Raw genomic sequence first — 14,780 nt, 5'->3', positions numbered from 1 at the left:
CGGACGCGGGGCCGATCCGGAGCGCGCGCCCAAGAGGCCCCATCCCGGGCGGGGTAGGGCCTCTTCGCTTCGCGGTTCTCCGCGCTGGACGCCACCTCGTCATGCCCTGCGGCGTGACGCACATCCCTTTGACCGGACTCGTGGGTCCGGTTACGGTGACCATAAGTGGACCCCGGGGTCCGTTTGTCGCCGCGCACAGGAGAACTCAATGATCGACAACCCGACGGCCCTGGTCACCGGTGCCAACAAGGGACTGGGCCGTGAGACCGCCCGACAGCTCGCGGCCGCGGGAGCGACCGTGCTGCTCGGCAGCCGCGACATGCGGCGGGGCGAGGCCGCCGCCGCCGAACTGGCCGCGGAAGGCCTGCGGGTCCTCCCCGTCCAACTGGACGTCACCGACGTGGACGGCGTCGAGCGCGTCGCCGCACGCATACGCGAGGAGTTCGGGAGCCTCGACATCCTCGTGAACAACGCCGGCGGGATCGTCGAGTCCCCCGCGCTGAGCACCACGGCGGCGGACGTCCGGGCCACCTACGAGACCAATGTCTTCGGCGTGGTCACGGTCACGCACACGATGCTGCCGCTGCTGGCCGCCTCGGCCGCCGCACGCATCGTCAACGTCTCCAGCACCACCGCCTCGCTGACGCTGACCAGCGAGCCGGGCACCATCTACGCCGACGCCGACCACATCCTCCCCTACGCGTCCTCGAAGGCCGCGCTGAACATGCTCACCGTCCAGTACGCCCAGGCGTTCCGGCGGGAGCCCGGGTACGGGCACATAAAGATCAACTCGGCCTCGCCCGGACTGACCGCCACCGACCTCACCCACAACGCCGGCGCCCGTACGGCCGAGGAGGGCGCCGGGATCATCGTGAAGCTGGCCACGCTCCCCGACGACGGCCCCAGCGGCGGCTACTTCAACGAGGACGGCCCCGCTCCCTGGTAGGGCGGACGACGGACGTCCCGGGCGCCCACCGCGCGCAGTAGGTTCGTCCCATGGGCAACCGGATCGTGAACCTGGACCAGTCCGACGCGTGGAACGGGTACGAGGGACGCCACTGGGCCACGTATCCCGAGCGGTACGACGCGCTCAACGACGCGGTGAACGACCACCTGCTCGACGACCTTCCGGTCGTGGCGGGCAGCCGGGTGCTGGACGTGGGCTGCGGGACCGGGCGCGTGGCGCGGCTCGCCGGACGGCGAGGCGCCACGGTGCTCGGCGTGGACCTGTCGGAGCCGATGCTGCGGGAGGCGGTCGCCGCCGCGGAGCGGGAGGGTCTCGGCGGCGTCGCCTTCGCACGAGGTGACGCCCAGGTGCACCCGTTCCCCCGGGAGGGTTTCGACGCGGTGGTGAGCCGCTTCGGGGTGATGTTCTTCGCCGATCCCGTCGCCGCGTTCGCCAACCTCCGCCGCGCGCTGCGTCCCGGCGGGCGGCTGGCGTTCGTGTGCTCGCGGGGCCATCGGAGCATGGACCAGACGAAGATCTACCGGGCGATCGGGACCGTGGTGTCCGTGCCCGACTTCACCGGGAACACCGGGCCGGCCTCCTTCGGCGATCCCGCGTACACCGAAGAGATCCTGACCGGGGCGGGCTTCGCCGGGGTGACCTCGACCGCGGTGGACGTCCCGCAGGTCTGGGGGAGGGACGCCGAGGACGCGGCCGACTTCCTGATGGGCTGGGGGCCCGTGCAGCACTGGCTGCGCGAGGACCAGGCCGACGAGACGGCCCGCTCCCGTGCCCGGGACGCCGCGCTGGAGGCCTTCCGCGACTTCACGACCGCGGACGGGGACGTCGTGCTGACCGCCCGGCTCTGGCTGGTGACCGCGGAGCGCCCCTGAGCCGCCGCCGGCCCCCTGGCGGTGTGACCTCCGCCTCGTTGCACCCAGCCCCGGCCCCGGCCTGTAATCGTCTGCGCCCGGCCGGACATTCCCCAGTGAAAGCCTGTTCAGGGAGGGAAGGGTGCGCATGACGGCACGTGAGGGTCCGCGAGGACACGAGCTGGTGGAAGAGTGGTACGAGGCCCACGCCGACCGGGTGATGGGCTACCTGATGCACCGCACGGATCGCGAGACCGCGCAGGACGTGCTCTCCGAGACCTTCCTGCTGGCCTGGCGCAAGCAGCGGTCCGTACCGGACGACGCGTTGCCCTGGCTGCTGGCGGCGGCACGCCGGCTGCTCGCCAACCGGGTGCGGTCGGACGTACGGCGGCAGGCGCTCGCGGAGCGGATATCCGCGGTGATGGACCGTGCTCCGCAGGAGGTCTTCGAGGATCGCATAGGCGACCGCGAGCACGTGTTCCGGGTGCTGATGGCGCTGTCCGAGGCCGACCGCGAAGTGCTGCTGCTCACCGGCTGGTACGACCTGAGTGCGCAGCAGGCGGCCAAGGCCCTGGGCTGCACCAGGGCGGCGTACACGCTGCGGCTCCACCGGGCCCGCAAGAGGTTCCGCGCCGCTCTGGAGCGGCGTCCCGCATCCTTCACCCCGCTCGATTCGGAGGTACACGCATGACGAACGACCCTGTCCTGGACGCCGTCCGGGAGCTGCGCCCGCAGGGGGCCGAGGGCTGGACGAGGTCGGACGCCGGACGGGAGACGCTGCGCTCCGTGCTGGACCAGGCGGCGACGCCGCGGGCCACGGGACGGCGGTCGCTGCGGGTCGCCGTGGCCGGCGGCGCGGCCGTCGTCGCACTGGCCGGGGGCGGTGTCGTGGCCGTCGCCGGGGGGATGCCGTGGGGTGAGGACGCCGGCGGGAAGATGATGTGCGCCCGGACGCTGGCGCGTGGCGCCGACCTCTCCGGTCTGCCGTCGGACGCGGTCAAGGAGTTCGACCCGAAGGACCCGGGCGCGGTCTGTGCCGGGCGCTGGAAGGAGATGTGGGGGCCGTCCGAGCCCGTCCCCACGTCCTTCGCGGCCTGCTACTACCCCGGCGGCGCCGGCAAGGTCGTCTGGCCCGCCGACGGCCTCGGCCAGGACCAGGCCTGCGCCCGCATCGGGGCCCGGCCCATTCCCGCCGGGTAGTCCGCCGGCTGCGGGCCGGGGGCCCGTACCACCGCAGGGGGCTCCGCGGCGACGGCCGCGGAGCCCCCTGCGGCTGCCGGGTCGTGAGGTGCTGCGCGTTCCGGGTGATGCGGACATTCGTCCCTCCGCTGACACATGGCCTCCTCCCGTCCGTACTCGTTGACAGGGCAACGGCCGGACGCGGCGCCACGGCGGGCGCGTCCGGGACATCGGACGAGGGAAGGCGCGCATGAACGTCAGTGCTCACATCGAGGCCGTCTACGCGGACGTCTGCCGGCGCAATGCCGGCGAGAGGGAGTTCCACCAGGCGGTGGGGGAGGTGCTGCACACGCTGGCGCCGGCGCTGGAGCGGCACCCGGAGTACCTGGACACCCGGATCGCGGAGCGGATGTGCGAGCCGGAACGGCAGGTGATCTTCCGGGTGCCGTGGGTGGACGATCAGGGAGGCGTGCGGGTCAACCGGGGCTTCCGGGTGGAGTTCAGCAGCGCGCTCGGCCCGTACAAGGGGGGCCTGCGCTTCCACCCGAGCGTCGACCTCGGCATCGTGAAGTTCCTCGGCTTCGAGCAGATCTTCAAGAACGCCCTGACCGGGCTGGCGATCGGCGGCGGCAAGGGCGGCTCCGACTTCGACCCCAAGGGCCGCTCCGACGGCGAGGTCATGCGCTTCTGCCAGTCGTTCATGACCGAACTCCACCGGCACCTGGGCGAGCACACCGATGTGCCGGCCGGGGACATCGGCGTGGGCGGACGGGAGATCGGCTACCTCTTCGGGCAGTACAAGCGGATCACCAACCGCTTCGAGGCCGGGGTCCTGACCGGGAAGGGCGTCGCCTGGGGCGGTTCGCACGCGCGGACCGAGGCGACGGGGTACGGGGCGGTGTACTTCGCCGCCGAGATGCTGGCCACGCGCGGGCAGGACTTCGAGGGGCGCCGGGCCGTGGTCTCCGGCTCGGGCAACGTCGCCGTCTACGCGATCGAGAAGGTGCGCGCGCTGGGCGGCTCCGTGGTGGCCTGCTCGGACTCCGGCGGCTACGTCGTCGACGAGGCCGGCATCGACCTGGAACTGCTCAAGGAGATCAAGGAGGTGCGCAGGGCGCGGCTGTCGGCGTACGCGGAGGCCAAGCCCTCGGCGCGGTACTCCGAGCGCGGCTCGGTCTTCGACGTGCCGTGCGACGTCGCGCTGCCCTGCGCCACGCAGAACGAGCTGGACGGGCAGGACGCCGGGACGCTGGTGAAGAACGGCGTGCTGGCGGTCGCCGAGGGCGCGAACATGCCGTGCACCCCGGAGGCGATCGAGGTCTTCCGGGAGGCGGACGTGCTCTTCGGCCCGGGCAAGGCCGCCAACGCGGGCGGGGTGGCGACCTCGGCGCTGGAGATGCAGCAGAACGCGTCCCGCGAGCTGTGGACCTTCGAGCGGACCGAGGCCCGGCTCGCACAGGTGATGCGCGACGTCCACACCCACTGCCGGGCCACCGCCGCGGCGTACGGCGGCACACCGGACGACTACGTCCTCGGCGCCAACGTCACGGGCTTCCTGCGTGTGGCGGAGGCGATGACGGCGCAGGGCGTCGTCTAGGCCCGGCGGGCCCGGACCGCGGGGCCGCCCCTCGCCCCGCCCTCAGAAGTGCCCGTGCCCTCCCGCGTACGTCGTGGGAGGGCACGGGCGTTCCCGGGCGGCGATCAGGAGGGGCCGCCGCCCATCACGCGGGCGAAGGACGCCGGGTCGGCGTCATAGCCGTGGACGCCGGGCCGGAAGCGCCACTCGCCGGTGTCGCCGCGGCGGAACTCGCCGACGGTGGCGGCCGTGGCGGTGGCGACCTCGCCGAGGTCTGAGGCGGCGAGGTCGGTGTGGCCCTCGACCACGTGCACACCGGTGCCCGCGACGTCGCCGAAGGTCATCCGGCCGTCGCGCTGCTGCACGACCACGCCGACGACGACCCGCTGGTACGCGGGGCTGAGCCGGTGGAGTTCGATGGTCATGACCTCGTCGAAGCCCAGTCCCTTGCCGGTCTTGCTGTCGCGGTTGAGCGTGATGGTGCCGTCCGGGGAGCGGCTGTCGAAGTGGACGAGGTAGGCCGGAGTGCCGTGGAGGTCGGCGGCGCCGTAGGTCGCCGCGACTATGTCCAGGTCGCTGACGGGCGCGCCGAGCGGACTGGGATCCCATTTGAGCCGGACCTCGACCTTGGCGAGGCCCTTGGTGACGCCGCTCACAGGCCGGCCCCCCTTGCTTCCGGCTGGTCGGGTGCGGTTGCCACGGAGAACGCCCTTTCGTCTGCGGTCAGTTGGGGACGACCGCGCGCCGCGCGACTGTCCGAGGCGGCAACGAACGAGGACGAGCACGGATTCCCGGCAACCGATCCGGGGTCCCGGACGGTTCGAACGGATGTGAGGCTGCTCGGAGCACGGACAGGAACGCGATGGCAAGGACACCACGGTGAGGGATGCGCAGGCGGACTTCGAGGAGTTCGTCGCCGCGCGCGGGCCGCGGTTGCTGCGGGTCGCCTGGCTGCTGACCGGCGACACGCACCTGGCGGAGGACCTGCTGCAGACGGTCCTGGCCAAGGTGTGGCCGAAATGGCGGGGCATATCCGGGGAGAACCCGGAGGCCTACGTGCGCAGGGCGCTGGTGAACACGGCCTCGTCGTGGTGGCAGCGCCGCTGGCGCGGCGAGGTGCCGCACGGCGAGGTCCCGGACACGGTGGTGACGGCCGCGGAGGACCCGTTCGCCTCGGTCGACCTGGAGCAGTCGCTCGCGGTGCTGATACGCCGGCTGCCCGCGCGGCAGCGGGCGGTGGTCGTGCTGCGCTATTTCGAGGACCTGAGCGTCGAGGAGACCGCCGAGGTGCTCGGCTGCCGGCCCGGCACGGTGAAGAGCCAGGCGTCCAAGGCGCTGACCATGCTGCGGGGGCAGCTCGCGGCCGTGCCGAGCCTGGCGAGGGGTGGTGAGCGGTGTGAACGCTGAGCCCGAGCCGGAGGAGGAGTGGGAGCTCGGAGTGCTGCTGGAGCGCGTCGTGCCGCAGACTCCCGCGCCCCACGACCGGATGACGCAGATCAGGCGGCGGGTGCGGCGGCACAGGCGGCGCCGGGTGGCCGTGGGTGCGGCGGCCGCGCTCGGCGGTCTCACGGCGGCGGCGGTGGTGGCCGCCGCGCTGCTGCAGCCCACGGACCCCGCGATGCCACGCGGGCAGCACGTCGTCCCCGCCGCGTCCCCCGACCGCGCGATGCCGGCCCCGGGGTCCCCCCTGCCGTCGCCGACGCGGAGCACGGACTCCGCGTACGACCTCGTCAGCCTGGACGCCCTGTCCGGGCTGCGGCTGAAGCTGCCCGGCAGCGGCTGGACGTCCCTGGTCGCCACGGCCCCGGACGGCCGGGTGGTCGGCTTCGTCGGCGCGCAACCCCTCCAGGAGCGGAACGAGTGCACGAAGCAGGAGATGGTCGCCTACTCGGTCTGCCCCCCCGTGGGCAAGGTCGCCGTGGGCGGTGCGCTGATCTCCTTCCGGCAGGTGGACAAGCTCGGCGGCGGCTCCCTGCCGGGGCGGTTCGTGGTGAAGGGCGTGGCTGACGCGGGAGACGGCTGCCGCGCGCTCGGCGGCGGGCGGGAACTGACGGCCTGGGGACAGGCCCCGGACCGCTCGTCCGCCGTCGGCCTCGTGGTCAGCGCCTGCTTCGACCGGCCGGCGAAGGGCACGGTCGAAGGGGTCATCGCGGGCCTGAAGGGCGGGACCTACACCGCTGCGCTCCCCGGCGGGTCGACGATGCCCGGCACGTCGGGCTGACCCGCCGCACTCGCGGCGGCGCCCTCCACGGTGCCGGCCCCCGGCCCGCACCTGCGAGCCTGCCCCGGAGCAGGTGCCCGGGGGCGCGGACCCGCGACCGGATCCCGGACGACGCGCGCCAGGTCGTCGTGATCACCGGCGCGGCGGCCCGCAGTGGCGCGCAAACCCCAGCGGCGACGGGCGCCAGCCGATCGGCGTGTTCGGCGTCACCGGCGCCGGGGGCCTGAAGGCCGACCCGGGCACCGGACTTCCGTACGACCACTCCGGTGGGTTCTCCATCAGGGGCACCGGCCTGGAAGGGGAGCCGCCGGCCGGCTCGTTCGACTACGTCGTGGCCATCGACCGCCACCGCCGGCCCGGCACGTCGCCGCGGGACTGGGTGCTGGGTCCCGGCGCTCCACCCGGTCGTCGTGATGGGGCAGGCGGCCCCGCTCAGCCGCTGGCGCGGCCCGTCGACGGGTGAGGGTTGTCCGTGCCCGCGGCGGGGCATGAATCCGGCGGAATCCGCGGCGCACTCGCGGACGGACGCGGTGCTACAGTGCGAAGTGCACGCCTGCGCGCCGCTCTTCGGCGCCGGTGCCTCCACGTGACCGCCCCCGCGGTCCGCTCCCGCAGTCCGCTGCGGTCGGTTTTCCCTTCGCCCGCGCCCCGTGCCGGCGATCTCCCCGAGGCTTCGCCTCTTCTGCCGCGTGTCCCGGCGGCCGGCCGATTCCGCCGCCGTGCGCGCCCTTCTTCCGAGGACCACGTATGTCCACAAACCCCGATGCCCCGATGGCAACCGACGCCATCAACACGACCAACACAAACACCGCTGCCCGGGAACGACTCGTCGCCGTCGCCGGAGTCCTCGACGTCGAGGGCGGACGCGGCTTCCTGCGCACCGCCGGTTACGCGCAGGGTCCGCACGACGTCCCGGTGCCGCCGGAGGCGATCCGGCGGTACGGGCTGCGCAAGGGCGACGTCGTCGAAGGCGTGGCCACGGCCGGCCGCTCGCGCGCCCTCGTACGGGCCGAGCAGGTCTGCGGCCGGCCCGCCGACCAGGCCCGCGGGCGGCGGCACTTCGCCGACCTGACCCCGCTCCATCCCTCCGAGCGGCTGCGCCTGGAGTGCTCGAAGGGCGGTCTGACGACCCGCGTCGTGGACCTGCTGGCCCCCGTCGGCAAGGGCCAGCGCGGACTGATCGTGGCGCCGCCGAAGGCCGGCAAGACCATGCTGCTGCGCCGGATGGCCGACGCGGTCGCGGACAACCACCCGGAGTGCCACCTGATGGTGGTGCTCCTGGACGAACGCCCCGAGGAGGTCACGGAGATGCGGCGATCGGTGCGGGGCGAGGTCGTCGCCTCGACCTTCGACCGCACGCCCCGGCAGCACATCGCCGTCGCCGAACTGGCCGTCGAGCGGGCCAAACGGCTGGTCGAGACCGGCCGGGACGTGGTCGTGCTGCTGGACTCCCTCACGCGGCTGTGCCGGGCCCACAACAATGCGGCGTCCTCGGGCGGGCGGACACTGTCCGGCGGCGTGGACGCGGCGGCGCTGCTCGGCCCGAAGCGGCTGTTCGGCTCCGCGCGGCTCGCGGAGGAGGGCGGTTCGCTGACCATCCTGGCCACCGCGCTGGTCGACACCGGGTCGCGGGCCGACGACTACTTCTTCGAGGAACTGAAGAGCACCGGCAACATGGAACTGCGCCTGGACCGCGGGCTCGCCGACCGCAGGGTCTTCCCGGCCGTGGACGTGGCCCCGTCGGGGACCCGGCGCGAGGAACTGCTGCTCAGCCCCGCCGAACTCAGCGCAGCCCGCGGGCTGCGCCGGGCGCTGCGCGGTGCGGGGAGCTTCGAGACGCTGCTGGAGCGGCTGCGGGCGACCCCGGACAACGCCGCGTTCCTGCGGCAGATCCGCGGCACGGTGCCGGCCGCCTGAGCCCGCGGCGCACACCCGTACCCGCATCATGGAACGGTGACCACACCGCAGCGCGTGGGGCCCCGGAGCGCCGGCCGGCGGGACCGGCCGCCCGGCTTCGTCTGGTACGCGGCCTACGGCTCCAACACCCACCTGGTGCGCCTCGGCAGCTATCTCGCCGGTGGGGTGCCGCCCGGCGGCGGCCGGGAGTACCCGGGCTGCCGGGACGCGCGACCGCCCCTGCGGTCGGTGCCGCTGGAGCTGCCGGGACGGATGTACTTCGCGACGCACTCGCCGGTCTGGGCGGGCGGCCGGGCCTTCTACGACGGCGACGCGCCGGGCGGCGGAGTGCGGGCCCGGGCCCATCTGCTGACGGCCGGTCAGTTCTCCGACATCGTCGCCCAGGAGATGTACCGCTCACCGGGCGCCGACCTCGACCTCGGCGAGGTGCTGCGGCACGGCAGGGCCCGGCTCGGCGACGGGCGGTACGAGACGCTGCTGTACCCCGGGGACGTGGACGGCCACCCGGTGCTCCTCTTCACCGCGCCCTGGAGCTCGGGCGGGGCCGAGCACGTCAGGCCGTCCGGGATCTACCTGCGGCACATCGCCGAGGGCCTGGCGGAGGCGGGCGCCTGGGACCTGCCGGGCATCGCGGCCTACCTCGCGGAGTGCGCGGACGGGGCCTGGGACCCCCGGGAGATCACGGCGCTGCTCGGACGGTGACGCGCGGCGGCGATGGATTACGGGCGCGCCGCCGGTCCTAGGGATGTACGGGGGCGTACGGGGACCCGTACGCCCGCACCCGGATCCCGCTCCAGGAGGTCGCCCATGGCCCGGCCAGCGCCGCCCCCGCCCCCGCCCGCCTCCCGGCCGGGCGGTGGGCCCGCCGTGCTCGTCCTGACCGGAAGGCTCGACCGCGCGGGGATCCCGCCGCTGGTCGAGCGGGTGCGCGTGCTGCTGGCCGAACGGGGCGGCGGCACGGTGACATGCGATGTGGGAGGGCTCGAGGGCGCCCCCGACATCGTGCTGGTCGACGCCCTCGCCCGGCTGCAGCTCACCGCCCGGCGCCACGGCGGCCGGATCCGGCTGCGGGGGGCCGGGGGCGCGCTGCGGGAACTGCTCGCGTTCACCGGGCTGGGCGGGCTAGCGGGCCTCGGGCTCGAGGCGCGCGGGGAGGCCGAACAGCGGGAAGAGCCGTTCGGTGTCGAGGAAGGAGTTGAGCCCGGTGATCCGGCCCTGTGATATCTCGATGACCTGCAGCGCCCACGGTTCGTGCCCCCCGTCGGGGCTGGGCCGGTACTGCCCGAAGCCCGGGGTGCCGTTGGCCGTGACCGGGACCAGCCGCGAACCGCGGCAGCCGGCGCCGATCCCGAGCATCCAGGTCCTGATCTCCGCGGGCCCGCGCAGCCACAGGCCGAAGGGCGGCATGGACAGCGTGGCGTCCTCGTGGAGCAGCGAGGTGAGGGCGTCGAGGTCGTAGGACTCGAAGGCGGCGACGTAGCGGCCGAGCAGGGCGCGCTGCTCCTCGTCGAGCGGGAGGGCCGGGTCGGTCGTGGCCGGGCCGGCGGCGGCGAGCGTGGCGCGGGCCCGCTGCAGCGCGCTGTTGACCGAGGCGACGGTGGTGTCGAGCAGCTCGGCGACCTCGGCGGCCTTCCAGGCCAGCACCTCCCGCAGGATGAGCACGGCGCGCTGGCGCGGCGCGAGGTGCTGCAGCGCGGCGACGAACGCCAGGCGCACGCTCTCGCGCTGGTCGGCGAGGTCGGCGGGGTCGCTCGTCGCGGGCAGGAGGCGGCCGTCGGGGGCGGGCGAGATCCAGGTGCTCTCCGGCAGGGTGCCGGGCAGCGGGCCCTCGGCGCTGCCCGGTGAGGCCAGGTCCATCGGGCGGGCGCGGCGCCCCGTGCCGCCCAGGATGTCCAGGCACGCGTTGGTGGCGATGCGGTACAGCCAGGAGCGGAGGCTGGAGCGCCCCTCGAAGCGGTCGTACGAGCGCCAGGCCCGCACCATGGTGTCCTGGACGGCGTCCTCCGCCTCGAAGGCCGAGCCCAGCATCCGGTAGCAGTAGCCGGTCAGCTCCGCGCGGTACCGCTCCAGCTCCTGCGCCACGTCCGGGGGTGCAGCGAGATCGCTCATGATTCTCCTCCGCCTTCCGATGAGTTCCGGAGCGTCCACGGGTCTACTTCAGCACAGCCCACTGACAGAACCCCCGGAACGGAACGAGGCACACCATGTCGACCCAGATCTTCGTCAACCTTCCCGTGCAGGATCTGCCCAGGTCGAAGGCGTTCTTCGGCGGCCTCGGGTTCTCCTTCGACGAGCGGTTCACCGACGACAACGCCGCGTGCCTGGTGATCGGCGAGGGCATCTTCGCGATGCTGCTCGTCGAGCCCTTCTTCCGGCAGTTCACCAAGAAGGAGGTCGCCGACGCCACCAAGAGCACGGAGGCCATTGTCTGCCTGGGCGTCGAGTCGAGGGAGCGGGTGGACGAGCTGGCCGACACGGCCCTGGCCACGGGCGGGTTCCCCTCGAACGAGCCCATGGAGCAGGGGCCGATGTACGGCCGCAGCTTCCAGGACCCGGACGGCCACCTGTGGGAGGTCGTGTACATGGACGAGGCGGCGTTCCAGGGCTGACGCCGCGCCCCGGGGCGGCCGGGCCGGGCGGATCGCGGCGGTTCGTGACGAGTCCTGTCGCGCGGGACGGACGTTCAGGGCCGGGGGGTGTCCGGAATCTCCTGCTCCGCCCAGATCAGCTTGCCGTCGGCGGTGTAGCGGGTGCCCCACCGGCGGGTGAGCTGGGCGACGAGGAAGAGCCCGCGGCCGCCCTCGTCGGTGGTCCGGGCGTGCCGCAGCCTCGGCACGGTGTTGCTGCCGTCGTAGACCTCGCAGATGAGGACCGACTGCCGGATCATCCGCAGCCGGATCGGCCCCGAGGCGTGCCGGATGGCGTTGGTGACCAGCTCGCTGACGACCAGTTCGGTGGTCGTCCGCAGCTCCTCCAGGCCCCAGTCGGCGAGTTGGCGGCAGGCCAGCGCCCGGGCCTCGCTGACGACCGCCGGGTCGACCGGCAGGTCCCAGGCGGCGAACCGGTCCGCGGCGAGCGCGTGCGTACGCGCGACGAGCAGGGCCACGTCGTCGGCGGGCGGGCCGGGCAGCAGGCGCTCCAGCACGCCCGAGCACAGGTCCTGCAACGGCAGTTCAGGATGGGCCAGGGCGCGCGCGAGCCGGTCGAGGCCGACGTCCACGTCCTCGCCGAAGGTCTCGATCAGGCCGTCGGTGTAGAGGGCGATGATGCTGCCCTCGGCGAGTTCGAGTTCGGCGGACTCGAAGGGCATGGCGCCGAGACCGAGCGGGGGTCCCGCGGGCAGCTCGGCGAAGGTGACCCGGCCGCCGGGGTCGACGACCGCCGGCGGCGGGTGCCCGGCGCGGGCCATCGTCAGCCGGCGGGTCACCGGGTCGTAGACCGCGTAGAGGCAGGTGGCGCCGGTGACGGTGGCGGCCACGGACGGGTCGGCGTTCTCCTCCTCGGTGAGCCGCATGATCAAGTCGTCCAGGTGCGCCAGCAGTTCGTCGGGCGGCAGATCCATGTCGGCGAGGGTGTGGACGGCCGTCCGCAGCCGCCCCATCGTCGCCGCCGCGGTGAGCCCGTGCCCGACGACGTCCCCGACCACCAGCGCGATCCGCGCCCCGGAGAGCGGGATGACGTCGAACCAGTCGCCGCCCACGCCGTCCTGGATGTCGGTGGGCAGATAGCGGGAGGCGACCTCCAGCGCCATGCCGCCGGGCAGCGTCTGGGGCAGCAGGCTGCGCTGCAGGGTGAGCGCCGCCTCGTGCTCGCGGGTCCAGCGCCGGGCGTTGTCCACGCACACCGCAGCGCGGGCCACCAGCTCCTCCGCGAGCAGCAGGTCGTCCTGCTCGAAGGGGTCGGGGCGGCGGTGCCGGATGAAGGTCACCACGCCGAGGACGGCGCCCCGGGCCCGCAGCGGCACCCACATCGCCGACCGCATCCCGAACTCGCGGATCTTGGCCGCCCGGGCCGGGTCGTCGGTGAGCCAGGACGCCCGGTCGATGGCGATGTCGCCCTCCACCTCGGACCGGCCGGTGGTCATGCAGCGCACGTGCGGGGAGGTGTCGCCGGCGTTGATCCGCTCGCCGGGCACGACGATCGACTCGGGAGTGCCCGGGTGCACCGAGCGCATCCCGGCGCGGCACAGCGGCACTCCGTCCAGCCCGCCGCCGGACGGCGGCTCGCCGCCGCGCAGCACCGGTTCCAGCAGGTCGACGGTGACGAAGTCGGCGAGCCGCGGGACGGACACGTCGGCCAGTTCCTGGGCGGTGCGGGTGACGTCCAGGGTGCTGCCGATGCACGCCCCGGCCTCGTTGAGCAGCGCGAGCCTGCCCCGGGCGCGCCAGCGGTCGGTGACGTCCATCGCCATGTAGCAGACGGCCATCGCCCGGCCCTCGGCGTCGTCCATGCGGTAGAAGGAGGTGGAGAAGGACCGCTCGCGGTAGGGGGAGGCGAGCGTCCAGCCCTGGAACTCGTGGTCGATGGCCGGCTCACCGGTCAGCAGCACCTGGCGCATGATGTCCTCCAGCGCCCCGGTGTCCATCCCGGGCAGGGCGTCGGCCAGGCGCATCCCGATGCGGCGCTCGCGCGGCACGCCGCCGAAGTGCTCCAGGGTGTCGTTGAGCCACACGTACCGCAGATCGGGGCTGAGCACGGCCATGCCGATCGGGGACCGGGTGAGGAAGGCCTCCAGGATGGCGCTGCTCACCGCCCAGGACGGGGTCCTGGCCAGGTCGATCGCCGACACCAGCCAGCGCTCCTGCCCGTCGGGCGCCGTCAGGGCGGACACCCGCAGGCCCACCTCGATCCGCCGTCCGTCGCGGTGCCGGGCGGCCACCAGACCGCCCCAGATGTCGTGGTCGCGCCACTGGGCGGCCAGCTCCACGGCCTCGGCGGCCTGCCCGGGCGAGGCGAGTAGCAGCGTGGCGGGGCGGTGCAGCGCCTCCGCGGACGGATAGCCGAGCAGGTGCTCCGCGGCGGCCGTCCAGCCGACGATCGTGCCCATGCCGTCGATCAGCGCGGACGCGGCGTAGGCGAGGTCGAACGGCGCCTTCGCCGGCGCCGCCGCGCCTCTCTCCGGCGTGACCATCTGGGGCGTCCCATGTCCGCGGATACGTGTCTCCCATGCTAGGACGTCACGTCCCCGGGGGCTCCCCGCGGGCTCCTCGCGCGGAAGCGGCCGCGGCCCTGCCCGGGCCCCGGCCCCCCGCGCCCGCGCCGCTCGGGGCAGCCGCTCGGGGCAGCTGCTCAGGGCAGCGGCTCCGGGGGGAGGGGAGGCGCGGGGCGCAGCGCGTGCAGGCCGCCGTCGACCGGGAGCGCGGTGCCGGTGACCGCGGCGGCCGAGGGCCCGGCGAGGTAGGCGACGGCGTCGGCGACCTGCTGGGCGGTGACCAGGCGCCCGCTGGGCTGGCGGGCCTGGAGGGCGGCCCGCTCGGCCGCCGGGTCGGGGGCGGACGCGATCAGCCGCTCCACCCAGGGCGTGTCGACGGTGCCGGGGGTGACGCAGTTGACCCGGACCCCCTCCGCCAGGTGGTCGGCTGCCATCGCCAGGGTGAGCGCGAGGACGGCGCCCTCGCTCGCCGCGTACAGCGCCTGGCGGGGGAGCCCGGCGGTGGCGGTGACCGAGGAGATGTTGACGATCGACGCGTAGGGGGAGCGGCGCAGGAACGGGAGCGCGGCCCGGCTCGCCCGGACCACGCCGAGCAGGTTGATCTCCAGCACCCGGCGCCACTCGCCGTCGGGGTTCTCCTCCACCGTGCCGACGGCCCCGGTCCCCGCGTTGTTGACCAGGATGTCCAGTCCGCCCAGGTCCTCCACGGCTCGGCCGACCGCCCAGCGCACGGACGCGTCGTCGGCCATGTCGGCGGCGAGGGCGTGCACGTGCCCCGGTGCCCGGCCGGGGGCCTGGTCCAGCACGGCGACCCGTGCGCCGCGCGCCGCCAGCGTCTCCGCCGTGGCGAGCCCGATCCCGGTGGCGCCGCCGGTGACGATCGCGGCGAGCCCCTGCAGTTCGCGGGCCGTCATCGG

Annotated in this window: 16 protein-coding genes; 12 read left to right on the top strand and 4 right to left on the bottom strand. The window is 74.2% G+C overall.

Translation table 11 applies throughout. The annotated features are described in order from the left end of the window. Positions 1-208 precede the first annotated feature (208 nt). The 5 genes from CHF15_RS06245 (at position 209) to gdhA (ending at position 4,594) form a co-directional block, all read left to right on the top strand. A complete protein-coding gene (locus CHF15_RS06245; RefSeq protein WP_089222589.1) occupies positions 209-946 on the top strand; it encodes an SDR family NAD(P)-dependent oxidoreductase in 738 nt (245 codons plus the stop codon). Between the two features lie 50 nt (positions 947-996). After that, entirely contained in the window at positions 997-1,839 is an 843-nt protein-coding gene (locus CHF15_RS06240) for a class I SAM-dependent methyltransferase (protein WP_089222588.1), read from the top strand. A 127-nt stretch (positions 1,840-1,966) separates the two neighbouring features. Then, the gene (locus tag CHF15_RS06235) at positions 1,967-2,509 is read left to right on the top strand and encodes an RNA polymerase sigma factor (protein ID WP_089222587.1); all 543 of its coding nucleotides are present in this window, start codon (positions 1,967-1,969) and stop codon (positions 2,507-2,509) included. Continuing rightward, entirely contained in the window at positions 2,506-3,018 is a 513-nt protein-coding gene (locus CHF15_RS06230; protein WP_089222586.1) for a hypothetical protein, read from the top strand. Before CHF15_RS06235 ends, CHF15_RS06230 begins: the two co-directional genes overlap by 4 nt. Before the next feature lie 229 nt (positions 3,019-3,247). Next, entirely contained in the window at positions 3,248-4,594 is a 1,347-nt protein-coding gene (gdhA, locus tag CHF15_RS06225) for an NADP-specific glutamate dehydrogenase (protein WP_089222585.1), read from the top strand. A 104-nt stretch (positions 4,595-4,698) separates the two neighbouring features. Here gdhA and CHF15_RS06220 read toward each other — a convergent pair whose 3' ends face one another. Next, positions 4,699-5,229, bottom strand: a complete 531-nt coding sequence (locus tag CHF15_RS06220; protein WP_089222584.1) for a TerD family protein — start codon at positions 5,227-5,229, stop codon at positions 4,699-4,701. Between the two features lie 223 nt (positions 5,230-5,452). Here CHF15_RS06220 and CHF15_RS06215 point away from each other — a divergent pair, with 223 nt between their 5' ends. The 6 genes from CHF15_RS06215 (at position 5,453) to CHF15_RS06190 (ending at position 9,932) form a co-directional block, all read left to right on the top strand. Next, positions 5,453-5,980, top strand: a complete 528-nt coding sequence (locus CHF15_RS06215; RefSeq protein ID WP_089222583.1) for a SigE family RNA polymerase sigma factor — start codon at positions 5,453-5,455, stop codon at positions 5,978-5,980. Next, positions 5,970-6,794, top strand: coding sequence for a hypothetical protein (locus CHF15_RS06210; RefSeq protein ID WP_089222582.1), 825 nt, complete (start codon positions 5,970-5,972; stop codon positions 6,792-6,794). Before CHF15_RS06215 ends, CHF15_RS06210 begins: the two co-directional genes overlap by 11 nt. 196 nt (positions 6,795-6,990) lie before the next feature. Continuing rightward, positions 6,991-7,257, top strand: a complete 267-nt coding sequence (locus CHF15_RS46570; protein WP_089222581.1) for a hypothetical protein — start codon at positions 6,991-6,993, stop codon at positions 7,255-7,257. Between the two features lie 284 nt (positions 7,258-7,541). Next, a complete protein-coding gene (rho, locus tag CHF15_RS06200) occupies positions 7,542-8,711 on the top strand; it encodes a transcription termination factor Rho (protein WP_375821596.1) in 1,170 nt (389 codons plus the stop codon). Positions 8,712-8,747: 36 nt separating this feature from the next. Continuing rightward, the gene (locus CHF15_RS06195; RefSeq protein WP_375821595.1) at positions 8,748-9,413 is read left to right on the top strand and encodes a histone deacetylase; all 666 of its coding nucleotides are present in this window, start codon (positions 8,748-8,750) and stop codon (positions 9,411-9,413) included. Between the two features lie 105 nt (positions 9,414-9,518). Next, positions 9,519-9,932, top strand: a complete 414-nt coding sequence (locus CHF15_RS06190; protein WP_089222578.1) for an STAS domain-containing protein — start codon at positions 9,519-9,521, stop codon at positions 9,930-9,932. Here the strand turns inward: CHF15_RS06190 and CHF15_RS06185 are convergent. After that, on the bottom strand, positions 9,834-10,820 hold the full coding sequence (locus CHF15_RS06185) for a sigma-70 family RNA polymerase sigma factor (protein ID WP_089222577.1): 987 nt from the start codon (positions 10,818-10,820) through the stop codon (positions 9,834-9,836). The two genes, CHF15_RS06190 and CHF15_RS06185, sit on opposite strands and share 99 nt — an antisense overlap. 95 nt (positions 10,821-10,915) lie before the next feature. Here CHF15_RS06185 and CHF15_RS06180 point away from each other — a divergent pair, with 95 nt between their 5' ends. Next, positions 10,916-11,320, top strand: coding sequence for a VOC family protein (locus tag CHF15_RS06180; RefSeq protein WP_089222576.1), 405 nt, complete (start codon positions 10,916-10,918; stop codon positions 11,318-11,320). 74 nt (positions 11,321-11,394) lie between these two features. Here the strand turns inward: CHF15_RS06180 and CHF15_RS06175 are convergent, their stop codons facing one another. Both CHF15_RS06175 and CHF15_RS06170 read right to left on the bottom strand, forming a co-directional pair. Next, positions 11,395-13,842 carry a SpoIIE family protein phosphatase gene (locus tag CHF15_RS06175; RefSeq protein WP_089222575.1) on the bottom strand — a complete coding sequence of 816 codons (2,448 nt, stop codon included), beginning with the start codon at positions 13,840-13,842 and terminating at the stop codon, positions 11,395-11,397. A 158-nt stretch (positions 13,843-14,000) separates the two neighbouring features. Continuing rightward, positions 14,001-14,777, bottom strand: coding sequence for an SDR family NAD(P)-dependent oxidoreductase (locus CHF15_RS06170; protein ID WP_089222574.1), 777 nt, complete (start codon positions 14,775-14,777; stop codon positions 14,001-14,003). Between the last annotated feature and the right edge of the window lie 3 nt (positions 14,778-14,780).

It is taken from the genome of Actinacidiphila glaucinigra, assembly GCF_900188405.1.
Lineage (GTDB): Bacteria > Actinomycetota > Actinomycetes > Streptomycetales > Streptomycetaceae > Actinacidiphila > Actinacidiphila glaucinigra.
Note: the sequence above shows the minus strand (reverse complement) of the source record. Positions and strands in the feature narration are given on the sequence as shown.

Bases quoted from the DNA above. Each gene is read 5' to 3' on its own strand.
- CHF15_RS06245 (WP_089222589.1), top strand. From the start codon at position 209: ATGATCGACAACCCGACGGCCCTGGTCACCGGTGCCAACAAGGGACTG.
- CHF15_RS06240 (WP_089222588.1), top strand. From the start codon at position 997: ATGGGCAACCGGATCGTGAACCTGGACCAGTCCGACGCGTGGAACGGG.
- CHF15_RS06235 (WP_089222587.1), top strand. From the start codon at position 1,967: ATGACGGCACGTGAGGGTCCGCGAGGACACGAGCTGGTGGAAGAGTGG.
- CHF15_RS06230 (WP_089222586.1), top strand. From the start codon at position 2,506: ATGACGAACGACCCTGTCCTGGACGCCGTCCGGGAGCTGCGCCCGCAG.
- gdhA (WP_089222585.1), top strand. From the start codon at position 3,248: ATGAACGTCAGTGCTCACATCGAGGCCGTCTACGCGGACGTCTGCCGG.
- rho (WP_375821596.1), top strand. From the start codon at position 7,542: ATGTCCACAAACCCCGATGCCCCGATGGCAACCGACGCCATCAACACG.
- CHF15_RS06190 (WP_089222578.1), top strand. From the start codon at position 9,519: ATGGCCCGGCCAGCGCCGCCCCCGCCCCCGCCCGCCTCCCGGCCGGGC.
- CHF15_RS06185 (WP_089222577.1), bottom strand. From the start codon at position 10,820: ATGAGCGATCTCGCTGCACCCCCGGACGTGGCGCAGGAGCTGGAGCGG.
- CHF15_RS06180 (WP_089222576.1), top strand. From the start codon at position 10,916: ATGTCGACCCAGATCTTCGTCAACCTTCCCGTGCAGGATCTGCCCAGG.
- CHF15_RS06175 (WP_089222575.1), bottom strand. From the start codon at position 13,842: ATGGTCACGCCGGAGAGAGGCGCGGCGGCGCCGGCGAAGGCGCCGTTC.
- CHF15_RS06170 (WP_089222574.1), bottom strand. From the start codon at position 14,777: ATGACGGCCCGCGAACTGCAGGGGCTCGCCGCGATCGTCACCGGCGGC.